This window comes from Bacteroidota bacterium (genome assembly GCA_018698135.1).
GTDB lineage: Bacteria > Bacteroidota > Bacteroidia > CAILMK01 > JAAYUY01 > JABINZ01.
Genome location: JABINZ010000072.1, coordinates 15,452 through 33,303, shown reverse-complemented (window position 1 = coordinate 33,303; position 17,852 = coordinate 15,452). Strand labels below are relative to the sequence as shown.

14 protein-coding genes are annotated in these 17,852 nt (G+C 34.1%); 9 read left to right on the top strand and 5 right to left on the bottom strand.

What is annotated here, in order from left to right; all coding sequences use genetic code 11:
• Positions 1-285: 285 nt before the first annotated feature.
• Genes HOG71_04410 through HOG71_04400 form a run of 3 tightly spaced genes read left to right on the top strand, consistent with a single transcriptional unit; the run spans position 286 to position 3,852 of the window.
• Positions 286-2,688 (top strand): hypothetical protein, encoded by a 2,403-nt coding sequence (locus HOG71_04410; protein MBT5990075.1) that lies wholly within the window; start codon positions 286-288, stop codon positions 2,686-2,688.
• Positions 2,689-2,730: 42 nt separating this feature from the next.
• Complete coding sequence (locus tag HOG71_04405) at positions 2,731-3,111, top strand: RNA-binding S4 domain-containing protein (protein ID MBT5990074.1); 381 nt, start codon at positions 2,731-2,733, stop codon at positions 3,109-3,111.
• 6 nt (positions 3,112-3,117) lie between these two features.
• Positions 3,118-3,852 carry a hypothetical protein gene (locus HOG71_04400; protein MBT5990073.1) on the top strand — a complete coding sequence of 245 codons (735 nt, stop codon included), beginning with the start codon at positions 3,118-3,120 and terminating at the stop codon, positions 3,850-3,852.
• On the opposite strand, the gene HOG71_04395 is transcribed toward HOG71_04400, so the two are convergent.
• A complete protein-coding gene (locus tag HOG71_04395; protein MBT5990072.1) occupies positions 3,849-4,412 on the bottom strand; it encodes an HD domain-containing protein in 564 nt (187 codons plus the stop codon). The genes HOG71_04400 and HOG71_04395 overlap by 4 nt on opposite strands.
• A gap of 124 nt (positions 4,413-4,536) precedes the next feature.
• Here HOG71_04395 and HOG71_04390 point away from each other — a divergent pair, with 124 nt between their 5' ends.
• Complete coding sequence (locus HOG71_04390) at positions 4,537-5,772, top strand: response regulator (protein MBT5990071.1); 1,236 nt, start codon at positions 4,537-4,539, stop codon at positions 5,770-5,772.
• Positions 5,773-5,790: 18 nt separating this feature from the next.
• Here the strand turns inward: HOG71_04390 and HOG71_04385 are convergent, their stop codons facing one another.
• Complete coding sequence (locus tag HOG71_04385; protein ID MBT5990070.1) at positions 5,791-5,982, bottom strand: T9SS type A sorting domain-containing protein; 192 nt, start codon at positions 5,980-5,982, stop codon at positions 5,791-5,793.
• 78 nt (positions 5,983-6,060) lie between these two features.
• Here HOG71_04385 and mnmA point away from each other — a divergent pair, with 78 nt between their 5' ends.
• A complete protein-coding gene (gene mnmA, locus HOG71_04380) occupies positions 6,061-7,131 on the top strand; it encodes a tRNA 2-thiouridine(34) synthase MnmA (GenBank protein MBT5990069.1) in 1,071 nt (356 codons plus the stop codon).
• Here the strand turns inward: mnmA and HOG71_04375 are convergent.
• On the bottom strand, positions 7,109-7,888 hold the full coding sequence (locus HOG71_04375) for an SDR family oxidoreductase (GenBank protein MBT5990068.1): 780 nt from the start codon (positions 7,886-7,888) through the stop codon (positions 7,109-7,111). The genes mnmA and HOG71_04375 overlap by 23 nt on opposite strands.
• Before the next feature lie 236 nt (positions 7,889-8,124).
• On the opposite strand from HOG71_04375, the gene HOG71_04370 reads away from it, so the two are divergent.
• Together HOG71_04370 and HOG71_04365 are read left to right on the top strand one after the other, a co-directional pair.
• Positions 8,125-8,793 carry a hypothetical protein gene (locus HOG71_04370; GenBank protein MBT5990067.1) on the top strand — a complete coding sequence of 223 codons (669 nt, stop codon included), beginning with the start codon at positions 8,125-8,127 and terminating at the stop codon, positions 8,791-8,793.
• Positions 8,794-8,852: 59 nt separating this feature from the next.
• Positions 8,853-9,410, top strand: a complete 558-nt coding sequence (locus tag HOG71_04365) for a hypothetical protein (protein MBT5990066.1) — start codon at positions 8,853-8,855, stop codon at positions 9,408-9,410.
• Between the two features lie 122 nt (positions 9,411-9,532).
• Here HOG71_04365 and HOG71_04360 read toward each other — a convergent pair whose 3' ends face one another.
• Positions 9,533-10,108: a hypothetical protein gene (locus HOG71_04360; protein ID MBT5990065.1), complete on the bottom strand. Its 576-nt coding sequence runs from the start codon at positions 10,106-10,108 to the stop codon at positions 9,533-9,535.
• 305 nt (positions 10,109-10,413) lie between these two features.
• Here HOG71_04360 and HOG71_04355 point away from each other — a divergent pair, with 305 nt between their 5' ends.
• On the top strand, positions 10,414-11,385 hold the full coding sequence (locus HOG71_04355; GenBank protein MBT5990064.1) for a T9SS type A sorting domain-containing protein: 972 nt from the start codon (positions 10,414-10,416) through the stop codon (positions 11,383-11,385).
• Positions 11,386-12,090, top strand: coding sequence for a T9SS type A sorting domain-containing protein (locus tag HOG71_04350; GenBank protein ID MBT5990063.1), 705 nt, complete (start codon positions 11,386-11,388; stop codon positions 12,088-12,090).
• 114 nt (positions 12,091-12,204) lie between these two features.
• On the opposite strand, the gene HOG71_04345 is transcribed toward HOG71_04350, so the two are convergent.
• Positions 12,205-17,769: a DUF5011 domain-containing protein gene (locus tag HOG71_04345; GenBank protein ID MBT5990062.1), complete on the bottom strand. Its 5,565-nt coding sequence runs from the start codon at positions 17,767-17,769 to the stop codon at positions 12,205-12,207.
• Positions 17,770-17,852: the final 83 nt, after the last annotated feature.

Genomic DNA, 17,852 nt, shown 5'->3' with positions numbered 1-17,852 from the left:
GGTCAATTATTGATACAATCATCAAGTCTAGAAACAATGTTCTTGAGGGCTTAAATTGCCTTGCTACATATATCCCTGATTAGTTACAATAATTTATGATACATCTTCAAAAATATCAATTGATAATAGAGTGCCTGACAGCATTAATGACTTTCTGTCATTATTTCAATTATTTATTGGCTTTAATTTATGCATTTTTAATAGTTTTGATAGTTTATGGAGATTGCTTGTTCAAGGTATTACTTTGATTTTAAAACCATTTAATTATTTAGGGATTCTACAATCATGAAAAAGATAATTCACTATTTGCCCATTTCAATTATTCTTGTCTTAGTTAGTTTTACCAGCCAAATAAAAGCACAGGACTACCCTGCCAGCTATTACGATCAGATTGATCCTGAATCTTTCCGTCCTAAACTCATGGTTGAAATATTACTGTCAGAGCTAAATCGTCATCGTGACGATCAGGGTTTGGAGGAATTGGTTGTCAATGAAGTACTTGAAAAAGCTGCTGACGATCAGGCTTTTTTCATGGCAACAAAAGAAGAGGTAACACTGAAAAATAAAGGGAATAAGAAAACCACTGGAAAACGTGTAACTCTTTATGGAGGTACTAGTTTGGCTAAGGAAATTGTATTTAAAGCCAATATTAAAAATGGCAGAGAAGCCCGCACCTACCTTGAAGTTGCTGAAGAAATAGTAAACAAATGGGTTACTAGGAAAAGAACAAAAATTATCCTTGAAAAACAGGATTATATATTTGCCGGATTAGGAGCTGTTGTAGATTATGAGGGGAAAAAAGTATATACATCAGTAGTCTTTGGTAATCACTACACCTTTAATTTGGGTGCTAGAATGCGAAATTCCATGGATTATCCCTATTCTACCAAAAAGTTTGGACTTAAAAAATATGATGTAAAAGCTTGTCGTAAATGTTCAAAATTTGAGAATATTGAAGAATTACAGAAAGCTTTGTATGTAAAAGATGGAAAGATCTATTTTCATTACAATGCTAATCCGAAGGCATTAAAACGCATATTAAGAAACAAAAAAGATGGTTTAGCAGTTGATATCGTTCAAAAAGATCAATATGGATGTCGGGTTGATAATATTGTCGATTACGATCTTATTAACAAGGGAGTGCTTTTAAAACCTCTGTATTCGAAAAAGATTTACAAGCGAAACATGGTTCCTGGCAAAAGAGTAAAGGATTTTTTGCTGGTGTTGGGTCAATTGCCGAATGAGATAAGTAGAGATTACGAGCTTAATTTACTGGTTATACAAAACAAAAAAGTTTGCCGCTCAATTACACAGACGTATGTAGAAACAGGTGATGCCGATTATTTCAATCCATTGGAACTAGTGCCTGATACAGTTACTATTCCAACGGAAACATTCTACATTCCTAGCCCAGATACCAATACTTTGTTTTTTACAATTCCTTTTGAGAAAAACAAATTTGAATACAAATCCGAGGATATTGAGGAATTTTTAAAAACATTAAACAAGCCTGATTTTATCATTTTAGAATTAGCTATTTCCGCCTATTCTTCTATTGAAGGAAGCGATGAGAAAAATTTAGTACTACAAAACAAGCGTGCTGAAAGCATAGTTAATGCATTGGAAAAGAGGCAGCAAGACAAGTTTATCTCAAGTATTAATACAGACTATGCCTGGGAGAATTTCAAAAATGATATCATGTCTACAAAATGGTCGCATTTAGCCAATAAGTCACGCCTTCAAGCAAAAGAATATATTGTAGCGAACAATCTGCTTAACCAGCTCGAGCCTATTTTGGCTAAACACCGTTATGCTGAGATTGAAATGCGTGTAACCTATGATATTCAGGGAGATAAAGAACAAGCCTTTGTTTTGGATAAATTCAATAGAGAGATTAGTAAAGACGATATTCCTTTTGCCTTTTCTATCCAGAAATACATTGTCGATAAGGTTGTTCAAAAGATTTACAATGGCGATCTGGGAACAAATATGGATATACCAGAAGCTGCCGACAAAGCTCCTTTCCTTATCAATAAGCTATTTTTAGAGAAAATTGCTGTGCGAAATAAACTCAATGATGATTATTGCGACCGAATTTATCAGTTACATAAATATTCTCCTGACAATCCATTTATACTTTATAATAAAATATATTGCGATATACACAGTAGTGAATTGACTGATAAAAAGGAAATAGCCGACATGCAAAACCTGATTGATGGTTTATATAATGTAAAGTTGGAAAAAGAATTGGTGGACATGCTCAATCTGGATTATCAGTTTCGCTTAATTAAAATCAACGATACCTTGAATAACCCAAGCCCCCTAGTAATTAAATCATTTACTAAAATTAAGAGTATTGTTCATTTGGACGAAACAAGCTGGCAAAATTCATTGGAGCTGGCACAGTTGTTTATCAAATACAAGGACTACAAATTCGCAGTTAAGCTTATGGAGCCTTTTGTTGAAGATGATGATATTGATGAGGAATTTCTATTCACCTATGTTTCCTTGTGTGCCATGAATCCCTCAAAATTAATGTCGAACAATTTTGCCAAATCATTAAGCAAGGCTTCTGAAATTAATCCTAAACGCTATTGCGACTTGTTTAAAGGTGACAAATTCAGTTTTCAGGTATTCGATAATCCCTTTGTTAAAGAGCATTTCTGTGAGGCTTGTAAACAATAGCAATTGTATGATTACCAAACTTTCCCAATTTTGATTTAGAAAATGCTTACGCCAGAGAAGGTTCGATTAGATAAATGGCTTTGGTCAGTTAGAATATATAAAAGCAGAAAACTGGCTGCTGAGGCTTGTGAAGGTGGCAAAGTAAAAATCAACGGAAAATCAGCGAAAGCATCTGCCAAATTTAATATTGGTGATGTAATTACGCTGTTTAAAGATGGAATGAATAGGGTTTATCTGGTTAAGGAATTTTTATCAAAACGAGTTGCTGCTGCATTGGTTTCAAATTATATGGAAGATCAAACAGCAGAAGAAGAATTCATCAATCAAAAAATAGCACTTCGGTCGGCTTTTCATCGAGCAAAAGGACTTGGAAGACCTACAAAGAAAGAAAGAAGACAAATAGACGATATTTTAGATAATTAGTAATCAATGAAAAATAAACTTCACATACTCTTATTTATCAGCTTATTTATGCAAGTTTTCAAAGGCTCATCACAAAATAGCGATCTTACCATATCGATATCTGATCAAATGATCAATAAGGTTTTTGCGGCAGTTGGCTCAATTGCCGATGAAGACGATTATCAGGTGTTAATGATTAAGGGCAAATACAGTTGGTTGGTCGAGAATGCACGAATTAAATTAGAAAATAATAAAGCCTTGTTCGTAGCAGACGTTCAGGTTAAGGCGGGTCCAATTAAATATGCTGATCGTGTATCAGGCTTATTAGATGTCACTTACAATCCCAAAACCAATAAACTAGAGCTTCGACTAACTCATGCCTACCTAAAAATAAAAACCAAAATATTCGGTAAAGAAAAGATTATCACAACCGTTGATTTGGCAAACTATTACAAATCACCCTTTGTGTTTGATGGACCAATAGCTTATCAGGAGGTTTTTGAAATAGAGATGCCTGATAAGACTGTAAAAAAACTCCGAACAGTGGTTCGACAATGCGATATCAAAGTAAATCCTGGTGAAATTCTAATGAAATCTGTAATTGATATTTACGATGCAGATAAAAAAGTTGATCTAAAGGCTCCAATAATCAAACAAGATTTAGAATTGAAAAAACAAGTTGAAGAATTGGAGAAGCTAGCTCAAGAAACGAAGAAAGAAAGAAAAAAACGAGAACGATTGGAGAAGAAGAATAAGAACTAAAACATATTAAAGTATTTTAAGAGATCATTAAATTTTTCTAAATGATCATTTCCATATTTCATTAAATTCATTCGAATTGCCTCATACGATTTCTCAACCTTCAAGGAGTTTGAAGATTTTGAGTAGAACTTATCAGCTAAACACACAAGTTTTTCAATATCGGTTACAGGAATCATGTCTCGATGAGGTAATTCCAAATTCAATTCAATAATTTCTTTTTTACTGATCCCCACTCCTACATGTCGTTCGCATACAGCGGCAATATTATTCAAGCCCTCATTTTCGAGTATTTCACGACCTTTATAACCATGTGCTAAATATGGTAAATTGCCATTGCAGCCTATATCAGGAGCATTCACCATGCAAATTCCAATATCATGTAGCATAGCCGATTGATATAGTGTTTCTGAATGAATCGACAAATTCTTGTTGAAATCCGCAATTTCAAAGGCTTTGGTAGTAACCTTTTCGCAATGAATAGAATAAAATTCAAAGGCCAATGTATTGGGTTTGAAATATTTCTCAATAATTGCTTTTACATTATTTTTATAAGATGCCATGGAATTATATTCTTTTGCAAAAATAAGAGAATAGCTTATCAACATCAATGGGGTAATTTAAATAAATGTGAAAAAAATATTTACTTAATATTGCTGTTAATTGAAAGACTTATCAATTCAATTTATGTCGGAAAACCATATCCATAGTAATAAAGATCAGAATTTAGAATTGCTTCGCGAAGAAGTAACGAAATTAAATGAGAAGTTAAAGTGCGCTGAAAATCGTGCTGAAGAGTCGGATAAACTGAAAGATGCTTTTCTGGCTAACATGTCGCACGAAATCAGAACACCCATGAATGCTATTTTAGGTTTTGCGGAACTGTTATCGGATGATGATATTAGTACGGAAATTCGGGATGAGTATATTGGCATTATTAGAGATAATGGCAAATCATTGTTGACTATTCTGGACGACATCATGGATACAGCAAAGCTGGAATCGCAACAAATCGAAATTAATAAATCTGATTGCCAGGTTAATGTGACCTTAAATGAATTGTTGGTTGCTTTCAACGATAATGTTGTTCGCGATCCTGACAAAATTCTGGATTTAAAACTCACTACTCCAGCTAATTCACAAAATAATGTTATTAAAACCGATGCTTATCGGTTGAAACAAATCCTTTTCAATTTAATTTCCAATGCCATTAAATTTACTGAAAAAGGAGTTATTGAATTCGGTTATCGGATACTGAATGATGTAAACAAAATTCAATTCTTTGTAAAAGATACAGGTGTTGGTATTTCTGCAGAGGACTTGGATAGTGTATTTAATCGATTCAATCATGTGATGACAGGTGGTTATCAAAGCAGACGTGGAGCTGGTTTGGGACTGGCAATTTGCAAAAGTCTGGCGGAATTATTGGAAGGTGAAATGAGTGTTGAATCAGCACAAGGTAAAGGCTCAACTTTCTATTTAACTATACCATATGAAATTGCTGATTATGTGGATGTTAATGAAGCCAAGAAAGGGCCTTCTGCATCCTATAACTGGCAAGACAAAAAGATCATGGTTGTTGAGGACGAAGAATCGAATTATCGCTATTTGAAGTATTCATTAGAGATTACCGGGGTAAAACTGACCCGGGCACACAATGGTATGCAGGCCATTGAAATGTTTAAGAAAGCAAATGACCTTGATCTGATACTTATGGATATACACTTGCCTGTAATGAACGGATATGATGCCACACAAGTAATCAAAGAAATCAATCCCAACATACCCATTATAGCGCAAACAGCATTTGCCATGCCTGGCGAAAGAGAGAAAAGCCGAGAACCAGGTTGCGATGGTTATCTTTCAAAACCAATCGCTAGAAAAGCACTGCTTAGCTTAATTGATGAGCTTATTACTAGATAGTCAATTCTAATTGTATTTTTAGTTGTTGATGATTTTTTCAATTATTTGCACACTCCCATTATTCAATTTAACAAAATAAATACCTGGAGAAAGTCTTTGGTCTAAAGCAATTTCGATTGAAGTGTTTGTACTATTTGATTTAATACTATGACTTTCAATTAGTTTAGCATTTATATCCAATATGGAAATAACTAGTTTTGCTGGCTGCATAGACACGCAATAATAATCACAATAAAACCTTACTCAATATTTCCTTAATTTCGCACCACTAGAATAGAATTAAGTTTTATGGATATTGCAGCATTGGTTTCAGGAGGAGTAGATAGTTCGGCCATGGTACACCTATTAAAAGAAGAGGGTTATACACCTACCCTTTTCTATATTATTATTACCATGGAAGATGAGGAAGGTTTCTGGGACTGCTCCTATAAGGAAGATATTGAGATCGTTATGCAAATTGCACGTCAGTATGGACTCAAAATGGAAGTTGTGACTCTTCATCAGGAATATTGGGAAAAGGTAATCACCTATCACTTGGACTCTGTTAAGAAAGGATTAACTCCTAATCCTGACATGATGTGTAATAAGTTGATTAAGTTTGGTGTGTTTGATGATAAATATGGGAAGAATTTTAATAAAATATCTACTGGCCATTATGCCTCTACAACCCAACTTAGTTCTGGAATTTACCTATCAACTGCACGTGATAAAGTAAAAGATCAGACCTATTTTTTAGGACAAATAACAAATTATCAGCTAAATAAGCTCATGTTTCCTTTGGGTGATTTAGTAAAATCAAAGGTGAGGGAGATAGCCTCTCATGCTAAGCTGCCAAGTGCTAACAGACCTGATAGTCAGGGTATTTGTTTCTTGGGTAAAATCAACTATCGCGACTTTTTAAAGCGTTTTCTGGGCGAAAAAGAAGGTTCAATAATAGAACTGGAAACCGGAAAAGTATTAGGTAAACACAAAGGTTTCTGGTATCATACAATTGGTCAACGTCAAGGACTTGGATTAAGCCAGGGACCTTGGTTTGTCATTGATAAAAATCCAGAAGAGAACCTTGTTTATGTATCACATGGCTATGATCCTGAAGCTCAATATGGAGATGAAGTTTTCCTAAAAGATTTTGCTTATATCAATCCTGATGTATCTCCATTCAATATTCATGATATAAAATACAAAATAAGACATAGTCCTGAATTTACTTCGGGACGTTTAATTCAAGATAGTGGTGCACTCTATATCAAATCTGATGTTAAGATTAATGGAATAGCACCTGGTCAGTTTGCTGTTTTATATGATCAGGATGAAAAAATATGCTTAGGTAGTGGTGTTATTTGCCATCCTCCTTCTTAAAAACAACTTGTGCAGATGCCTGAAAAGTAGGTGTAACAGTTATTTCGCAGATTTGAACATGAGTTGGTCTGTTGGCCGAGAATAATGCAATCTCAGCAATATCCAATCCTGTAAGTGCTTCAATCCCTTTATATACCTGTGCTGCTTTTTCCTCATCACCATGAAAGCGTACCATACTAAATTCAGTTTCTGCCAAACCAGGTTGAATGTTTGTAACCCGAATGTTAGTATCGACCAAATCAATCCTTAAACCATCACTAATAAGACGAACAGCTGCTTTGCTGCCACAATAAACACCTCCATTTGGATATGCGGCAATTCCGGCAATGGATCCAATATTGATTACATGTCCATTTCCTCCATTATTAATCATCAAGGGAACCACACTTCGGGTTAAGTACAGTAAGCCCTTAACATTAGTGTCTATCATCGCTTCCCAATCATCGATGTCTCCTTCATGTACTTTACCCAATCCTGAAGCTAAACCAGCGCTATTAATCAATACATCAATTGTCTTCCATTCTGCAGGTAAACTATCAATACAGCTTTTAACATCGGCACGTACTCTAACATCCAATTTAACAATATGCGTTTCGGTTTTAAAGTCGGAATAAAGCTCTTTTGCCAATTTTTCTAATCGATCATTCCTACGGGCGCATAATATAAGCTTGGCTCCATGTTCTGCAAAAAGTCGAGCACAAGCTTCTCCAAAACCACTACTCGCTCCTGTAATAAAAGCTATTTTGTTCTTAAACATCGTTTGTATTTTTTTCAAACCTAATAATTTTTCGAATTAAAAATTTATATAAATCCTTCTAATATTTCATTAAACATCATAAATAGCTTAATATCTATTAAAGCACGTATAATTTATCTTCAAAAGTCTTTGTTTATGCGTCATGCAACATTTTGTTTCTTAATAATTTATATAGGATATTTAGCTGGATTTGCTATTTTTGCGCAATTAAAATCAAATACTAAAATTAAATTGTTATGAGAAATCTATTATTTGTATTGCTTGCTTCCGCATTTCTATTTTCATGTGGAAATAAAAATGAAGAAGGTAAAGTAACTGATCTGGATATTAATAGCTTCACAGAAGAAGCAGGTAATTATGTTGATCAGGATGTTAGCATTACTGGTACTGTGGTTCATATTTGCAAGCACGGTGGGAAAAAGATGCACTTAATTGGCAACGATGATGAGAAAAAAATTGTTGTATTTACAGGCGAAGGTGTTAGCGAGTTTCCAATGGAACTTGAAGGCTTAGTGGTTAAAGTTACCGGTAAAATAGTTGAAGAAGTATATACCGCTGAAACTATTTTAGAATGGGAAGCAGCAGATGCAAAAGAAAAAGAAGAAGCTGATGCACTTGCTGAAGCAGAAGCAGAATTAGACGTGGAAGTGACTGATGGAGAAAGTGTTGAAGTAAATATTGAAGAAGCAGTTGAAGTTGCTGATATTGAAATTGATGCTGACGTTACAATCGAAGCTGATTTGGATGAAGCTGAAGTAATAGAATCAACAGAGGAAGAAAGTCATGCATGTGCTGATGAAAAAGGCGATCCATATGCTAAATTAAGACAACAAATTACAGAAAGTCCTGATGGAAAATTAAGAATGTATTTCATCGAGGTAACAGCATTCGAAGAAGTAAAATAGTTTATTAGAACAAATTGAAAAAGGTCAGTTTACTGGCCTTTTTTTTTATTATACAGCTTATGAAGTTCAAGTGGAGAAAATGGAATCGAGTAACACATCGTGATTTGGGTTACTTCTTTGTAGGGATGATCCTCATATATTCTATTTCAGGAATAGCCATTAATCATTTAGAAGATTGGAATCCGAATTATATTATCAAACTGGAAGATCATGTTATTGAACCAATTGAAAAATCGGATGTTTCGAAAGAGTATATTTTAGAATTATTAACTCAATTTGATGGAAATTTAAGTTATAAAAATCACTATTTCCCACGAGTTGATTTAATGAAGATTTTTATCAAGGGAGGAGTTGTTATTGTGAATTTGGACGATGGCTTTTTAACTATTGAACGTACAACCAAACGGCCCTTTTTCAATCAGATGAATTTCCTTCATTACGATCCTAAATTATGGTGGACATTGTTTTCTGATGTTTTTGCAGTAGCCTTGATTTTTCTGGCTATTTCGGGATTGTTTATTCTTAAAGGCAAAAATGGACTCAAATGGCGTGGAGCAATATTAGCTACAGTGGGATTGATTTTACCAATAATATTCCTGCTCTTTTTCAGAAAGTAATAAATCGAATCAAAGTTTTTTGATTTAGAATAAAAAAATAAGGCAGGCAATTTTCATTACCTGCCTTCACCTCAGCTGGACCTTCCAGCTATTGAAACAACCTTAAATTTTGAGCCATATTATTAAAGCTGTATGTATTCGGAATAGAGTTTATCTCCACTTTCAATGAGTATAAAATAATCTCCTCTCTCCCATTCCGATGTATTTATATTAGTTGTGTTTGCCTTTTGATAAAAGCTCCCGTCTTCTTTGTAGATGTGAACTATAAAGTCGCTTTCAATCCAATTTGAATTTAGTTTTAAAATCTGATTATCCTCATTAAACTCATAAGTCAGTTGTGCTACTTGGTTTTTGATTTCAAAGAACTCGGTAACTACTGTTTCATCAGATTCTATCAAAAAAATATATTCACCAACAGGCAGATTGCTTTTGTCGATTTGATACGAATAAAAATCAGCTTTATGCTTGCCTTCATCAATGGTTTTCATATACTCACCGTTTTCCTTGAACAAAACGACTTTGTAATTTGATTTCTTGAATAGATTAAAAGAAAAATGAACAGACATATCTTCAACAATAACTTTGAATGAGTTAATCATTTGCTTTTTATTTGTCTTTTTCAAGCTACCGTCAGCAAAACTTTGATTGCTGAAACTGAATCCGATAAGGAGGATTAAAAGTAATGTTAATTTTTTCATTAGTTTATTTTTTTGTTGTTTCATCAGTAGGACGATCAAAGAATTGAAAAGGTTACAATTTATTTTTTATTGGCACTAAAAGATGTTTCAGGTGAAATAAATGGTGTTTGTTTGAAGTACCCGATCACTTATTTTTTAATATATTTCTCCTGAAAAAATATAAATTTTGTTCAAAGTAAAATACAAAATTTATATGCTCAGTCGGAATCGCTTCGCTTTTACATGATTTTTTTTCATTTGTCAATAGGTAATTTCAAACGAAAAAAAATCAAGTATATTTGTATATAGATATTTAAATTTATGACATGAGAATTGCATTTCGAATTATTCTGACAATTGCAGCTTTACTGGTTTATCAAACTGTATTTTTTGCTCAAAGTCTGAAACCAAGTATCGGTTTAAGCAGTCTTCCTATGCCTGCCGACTCAATTTGTGAAATCCCCTTATACCTCGATCCTGATGGGTCATTCAAAACTACCGGTTTGCAAGCAGGCGATACCATTAACCATTTTAAGCTTTATAATGTAAATAATCAGGAAACAGATATAGCAGTTGAATTACAAAAAGGGAAACCTATTTTATTGGTTGCAGGAAGCTATACATGTCCGGTTTTCAGAGGAAAAGTTCCTGATATTGATGCTATTGCGCAGAAATACGGAAATCAATTGTCGATATTCATTATTTATGTGCTTGAACCTCATCCAGATATTGATACCAGTCCCTATTCTGGAAATGTATGGACAACATCAAGCAACATCAATGAAGGTATATTATATCGTCAGCCTGTGACCTATGGCGATCGTGTATCCATTGTTCAGGATATGTTAAACAATATGTCGATTAGTTATGAAGTATTAATAGATGGCCCTTGTAATAGATGGTGGAACACTTTTGGTCCAGCTCCAAACAATGCCTATCTGATTGAACCAAATGGCGTTATTTTTGCCAAACATGGATGGTTTAATAAACTCCCCTTCGATATGTCAGCAGACATTGACAGTTTATTAGGCATATCAGCAATATCTGAACAAATACTAAATAACTCTTTGTCTGTTTATCCTAACCCAGCCAATTCTACAGTTAATTTCAACTTCAAAACTGCTTTCATGGGTGAATTGCAACTATTCAACAGTATTGGCGAAATGGTTAAGCAAACACAATTAAACATGCAGACAAATTATTCATTGAATGTGGAAGGTCTTGATAGAGGTATTTATTATTATCAGTTATCCAGTTATAGTAATGCAATTTCAGAAGGCAAACTAATAGTAAATTAGATGATTAAGTTATTTCCCCTTACAACAATTTGCTTATTTCTATCTCTAATGTCTTTTTCGCAAGTTTTTGAACTTGAATTGTATAGCGATACGGTAGTTTTTGGAAAACCCGGATCGGAAAAAGAAATTAAAGGCGACCTGATTAATTATTCAGAAAGTCCGATTGAAATAACCATTACTCGACTTGAGAACAATATCCCAGCAAACTGGACTTCAAATATTTCAACCGATTTATGCCTGCCTCACTATTTAAGTGTGAATAAAGTAACTATTGCGGCTTTATCAAAACAGGAGTTTATATTTCATTTTGTAACAGCAACAGATCAGAATAACCAGGGAAACGCACTATTAGAATTCAGAAACTCTATTGATTCAAATTTGATATATACCTACCGATTTTATTGTATAACCGATACCGCTTATGTTTCTGTTAATGAATTGTTTGTATGGAATGATAACGACTTTATAGCTTTTCCAAATCCTAATCAGGGACAGTTCTATTTGCGTTATCACACTAAGCAAGCTGAATCAATTACTGTTGTTCTAATAGATAACTCTGGAAAAGAAATTGGAAAGGAAAAATCATTTACTACAATTGAAGGGCAAAATACGATCCCCCTAATTTACCATGCACCTAAGGGTAATTATTTTTTGAAAGTAATCTCACAAAAGAAGATTTACATAATTCCTGTCCTCATACACTAATAAGCTGAACTCGGGATAATTAAAAATCCTTCCGTATACTGTCTTCATGTTTTGAGACCAAAAAAAAGCCGCTTGTTTTGGAACAAACGGCTTCTATTTCATTATACTTTAAGCTTACTTGCTTAGAATCAGCTTTTTAATAATCAACTGCTCATTTGTAGATATTCGAACATGGTACATGCCAGATGCCAAATGTGCAATAGAAATAGGGTGAATCTGTTTAGAAAGATCGACCTCATTATCTGTATAAACACATTGTCCTAATTGATTCATGATGCAAATAATTCCATTGCCCGATTCTTTCAGGTTGATTGACACATAAACAATACTCTTTGCCGGATTAGGATATAAATTAATCTGCTCATCTATCGGGTTTTCATCAATAGAAATATTAGGAAGAACGTTAATATATCGGATTACAGTGTCTGCCTCATTTCCTGATTGATCTTTTGCATGATAGATCACATTGTAAAATCCATCTTTATCATGCTTCAGATAATCATCATAATAACTACCACTAACCCAAATCGTTGGATTGTTATCGTAATTATCAGTTACATTTACTTTCATATCGTTGGTGTCAGCAGTTTCCCATTGTTTAATGTTGATGACCGAACTCCCCAACAAAGTAATGATTGGTTTTTCTAAATCTTCCACACACACGACATAAGAAACTGAAGATGAATTATTTGAAACATCGGTAGCAGAATGGGATAAAGTATAACAACCAATACTATTTGCTGATCCAGTTCCAAATGAACTAGCATAGGTACCACTACTAACAATGGTTAAATCGCCAGTGTTATTATAATTATCACTATAACTCAGGTTTAACTTGTCATACACCGAAGTGAATATATTGATATGTATGGTGTCGCCTGAAGCATAATTGCTAGAGATTTGTGGTGCACTTAAATCAAAAACATGAACATATCTATACAATACAGATGAATTTCCACTTGAATCGGAAACTTCATATTTCAATGTATACGAGCCAATTTTAGATGTATTTACATTTCCTGTAACAACTAATTTTGGATTTTGGTCATAATTATCTGTATAAACTACTCCTGAATCGAAATAAGAATTGAATACTTCAACTGTATCGACTGCATTTCCTATTAATTGGACAACTGGTGCCTCTGTATCTATCACATAAACCAAACGGCTTGTTGATGCTGTGTTTTGATTTTTATCGTAGGCTGTATAGTTTAAAGTGAATTTGCCAAGGAAATTGGTAAATACCTGACCACTTACCTCTACCCTATCTATACCGCTACAACTATCACTCGAAGTGACTCCCTGATCGCTGTATGTACTCATCACATTAACTGTATCAACTGCATTGCCTATTAATGTGATAACAGGAGGAGTAGCTTCAGCAATAACCAGAATTGTTCGTTTCTTAATTGTTGTATTTCCTTTAGGATCGCTCACTGTATAGTTAACAGTGTATACTCCGGCATTATTTGGATCAACATTATGAGTAGTAACTATTTGACTAGTCAAATTTCCATACAAAACGCTGGTAGCCGTTGCCCCAGGATCATTAAAGCCAAAACATTGCATAACCATCAATGTGTCCGATCCAATAAGTTTTACTTCTGGAGGAATTGAGTAAGGTCTTAGAATTAATCGATAATCTTCAAACTCCCCAAAAAAGTTTGGTCCGCAGGGAGTATTCGGATAACCAGCTATGCAGACTCCAACTCGCATTCTGGTCGATCCATATTTACTCAAAACCGGTACAGTGAAACTATCAGTGTAATAAAGCGAATTTGAGCTAGCTTGTTGAACGACCAGTTCCCCTGCATCGTCAAAATCACCATCGATGTTCCAATCAATCCAAACTTTACGTGTAATGGCATTATTCCCTGAGATGCGATGAATATCAATTGTATACTGTACATATTCATCAATATAAGTAGAAATCGATCCAGCATAATCGGTATAACCGACCATCCCACTGGAACTAAACTTGGTAATTGAAGCAATTTCAACTTTTGAGATACCGATATCATTATTCAGATTGTTAACTACAGGAATGCAATAATCTGTTGGATCAATATAACATTGTTTTGTCAGTGTATCTCGGCTATTTCCATAACCTGATATTAAGGTTACGGTATAACAACCCGTATCGTTAAAGGTAATCCGAGGGTTTTGCCCATTAGGGAAAGATGACACAGCTGTATAGGTGGAAGGACTTATTGACCAATTCCAATAATCAATACAACCCAATGGATTCAATGGATTGGCATGACTTAAATCAGTGAAATTAACAACATCAATGGTTTTAAATGGATTCAAATTATCGGCTATAAAATCGGCTGTTGGAGCAGCAGTTCCTCCAATTACAAAAATACTTTTAGCAAAGGAGCTATCTCCCCCACAATTCAATACATTTAGTGTTACAGTATGTTGACCTGAAGTAGTGAAAGTGTATGTTGGATTTTCGGAAATTGCATGTGTAAATCCACTGTTGTCAAAACTCCATGCATAGCGTAAATTTCCACCTGACGAAGTATTTTGGAAAGAAACAGGAACATTCAAACAAACGGTATCAGGACACGTGAAACTAGCAACCGGAGGAGGTTCAACAGTTGATGAGCCTAGCCACTCTCCAATAAATCCTTTATTTGTGCCAACATTATTAGCACTCCATTCAAAATACATATTCCCTGAATATGAAATAACAGTAGTATCAAAACCAGAAGCTGCCATAGAGCCAGTTAATCCATTTGCTCCATATACAGAAACATCCCAAAGAGGTGTCCCCAGATTGCTTATTCCATCATAAATCCTGAGATAATCACCTGGGTTTACTTCAAATTCCGAGAATGTAAAATAAAGTGTATCTGCACATGGGGTTAATTTAAAATCACAAATAGAACCTGTTCCATTCGCATAATCGGATGAAGGGCCTCCATCATCATATAAAAGGCCAGTTATAGAATTTTGAGTTTCTGGAAGTGCGTAAATACACATGTATTGAACTGGAATTACATAAATATACTCGTAAAAACATAGCGTATCGCTACCAATAGCATTTGATGAAACCAAACAAACATTGTATTTTCCAGGATATTCGAATTTTAGTTTGGGATTTTGAGAGTTTTTATTTGTAAAATTCATATAATAATAGGCTTGCTGCTGTCCTAATTGCGGATCATAGACATATTCTGGTGTAATTCGCCATTCCCAATTAGAGGGGCAATTGGCAGACAAACTATACAATTGCACCTCATCAAAAGGATTGACAATGTTTTTATTTGCAAGAAAACCAGATATAGGTTTTACGTTGGGACTATCGATATAAACCAGCTTTGAAAACGAATCGATACCACCACAACTTTTTGTTATAAGTAAAACGGTATCGTGTGCTGCATAATTTGGAAAAGTATAGGTAAAGTTTGTTGAATTTGTTTGATAATAACCATTCAAATACCATTCGTGTCCCAATGCAGAATTTGAAGATGCATCGTTAATAAATGTGATTGGAGAATTTAAACAAACAGTATCATCAACAGAAAATCCTGCTACAGGTTTGTTTACATTAAAACTACTTTCATCAGCTCCAATTGTATGCGCATAAATACACCTGCTATCGCCATCAACATCGTATAATACACCTAGATTAGTGCCATTGTATGGAGCATATTGAGATGATAAATGAAAATCAGTGTTCGAAACAAAATTTGGATTATCTTGAAAGAAGGAATTTTCGTTATGGGGTGATAATAAAAAATTAGTTGATTTTTTAAAGCTGGCTAGATCAGAGTAATAAACACCGTTATTATAAAACTTTGCACCATTATAAGTCGAGTAATATAAATTATTATCAATTTCATATGGAACATAACCTGAATAACCTGTACCCTTAATGGTAAGTAATATATTTTTGCCTGTGTTATAAAATATGTTATTTTTAATTTTTGATCCCAGGGCATAATATAAAAATAAACCAACATGGCTGGTATCTGTATATCCTGTTGAATTCAAAGCGATGGTGTTATGCAATATCCTAAGATTCCAAGCATAATTCATATCCATACCCGTTTGCTTGTTTGTTGATCCAAAATTTCCAATGATATTATTCACGAACAAGGCACTATCTTGCGTAATATAATTTTCACGAAATACCTTAATTCCTACCTCAAAGGGTTCAATAATATTTGCTTCAATTTGAGTTCCACTGCTATAATTAGCATATATACCAGCATAAGCATTATTGGCTTGACTTGTAATTTTATTGGATAAAGCTTGAGCAAATCTTTGATTAGAGAAATTGATACCATAATCAGACTGTCCGCTGATGGAGTTATTGATGGCTTTATTGAAATTACAACGGCTTGCCGGACCATTAAAATAAATGGCTGTTTTTCCTCCTGTAAATTTGCTATTTGAAACTGTTGTATAATTAGATTCACTTGAAGAAATTCCATAATAAGTAGATGAAATCACACAACTATCAAAGGTGTTATAATCTGCACTACCTTTTAGTAGAACTGCATTTCCAAAAAGAGAACTATTTGTAATCTTGATATTTTTAAAAGTAAAATAGTCTGCTTCATCAAGTACAATTAATCCATCTGTGCTTCCAGAGATTGATTTTGTGAGATGAACTTTTGTATTGTCCAAACCATTAAATGTAACAGTTGCACTTGCTGAAATCCCATTGATTTCAGGTATCACAAGCTGTTCGGCATATGTGCCGGGTAAAATAGTGAATACAGTTACTCCAGAAACTCCACAATTACTCATAGCTGAGATGGCACTATTAAAGCTAGCATAATCACCTGTTGATCCTATTGAATATGTACCACTCATACCTGTACAAAAACTCACAAGCATTGTATCGTTGGAGGGAATACTGTCAGGCACAATATTATTTGCATCCGTAACCCAGACTTTTAATTGATGACTACCTGAACCCGCAACCATCGGATTTGCAAATTGATACGAGAAGGCAGATCCTGAGTTTATAGTTTGACTGATGTTATTAGCAATAACTGGCGTTCCATTATTCAACTGAAAACCTAAATCGAAAGAATTAATGGTAGTAGCTCCATTATTTCTCACTTGTACTTTAATTGTATTATTTCCTATGGTAAAAACATTCGGACTCAAAAGCTTTTCCATACTCATATCTGTTCCTGAGCCCAAAGTAATAAGTAAAGGATAATCTTCCGTCTCTCCCCAAGAAGTATTGCCACATGGACTAATCGGTACAGCAAAATAATTACTTCGTAATCTCATACGTTTTAAACCTACACTAACATTTGATGGTAAAAAGATAGTATCTGAAACAGTTCCCTGAACATAGGTGCCAGAATTCCACACTTCTTCTCCAGTATCGTCAAAATCACCATCATAATTCCAATCTATCCATATAGCATATCCAATACTATGGGTTGGAACACCGGGTACTATATTAATAATAATGGTATCACTTACTGAAGATTTTAAGGGCTTATTATAGTAAAAATGATATCCAGAAGTACCGACACAACCCGAACTATAATTCGAGATATTTACATTTGCTCCAGTAGTTGAAAAATCGACTATAGGTGCTATCATGCAATTGCTAACCGGTTCGCAATAGTTTTGTGCAGACAGAATATTTGAAGAAAGAAAAAGACCAGATATAATCGATAAAGTGTATAGAAAGATTTTCATATTTCAATTTTTATAAGCGATAATTTATTGATATGTCTAACAAATATAGGGTTTTTAGCAGATTTATATATATTCCAATAACT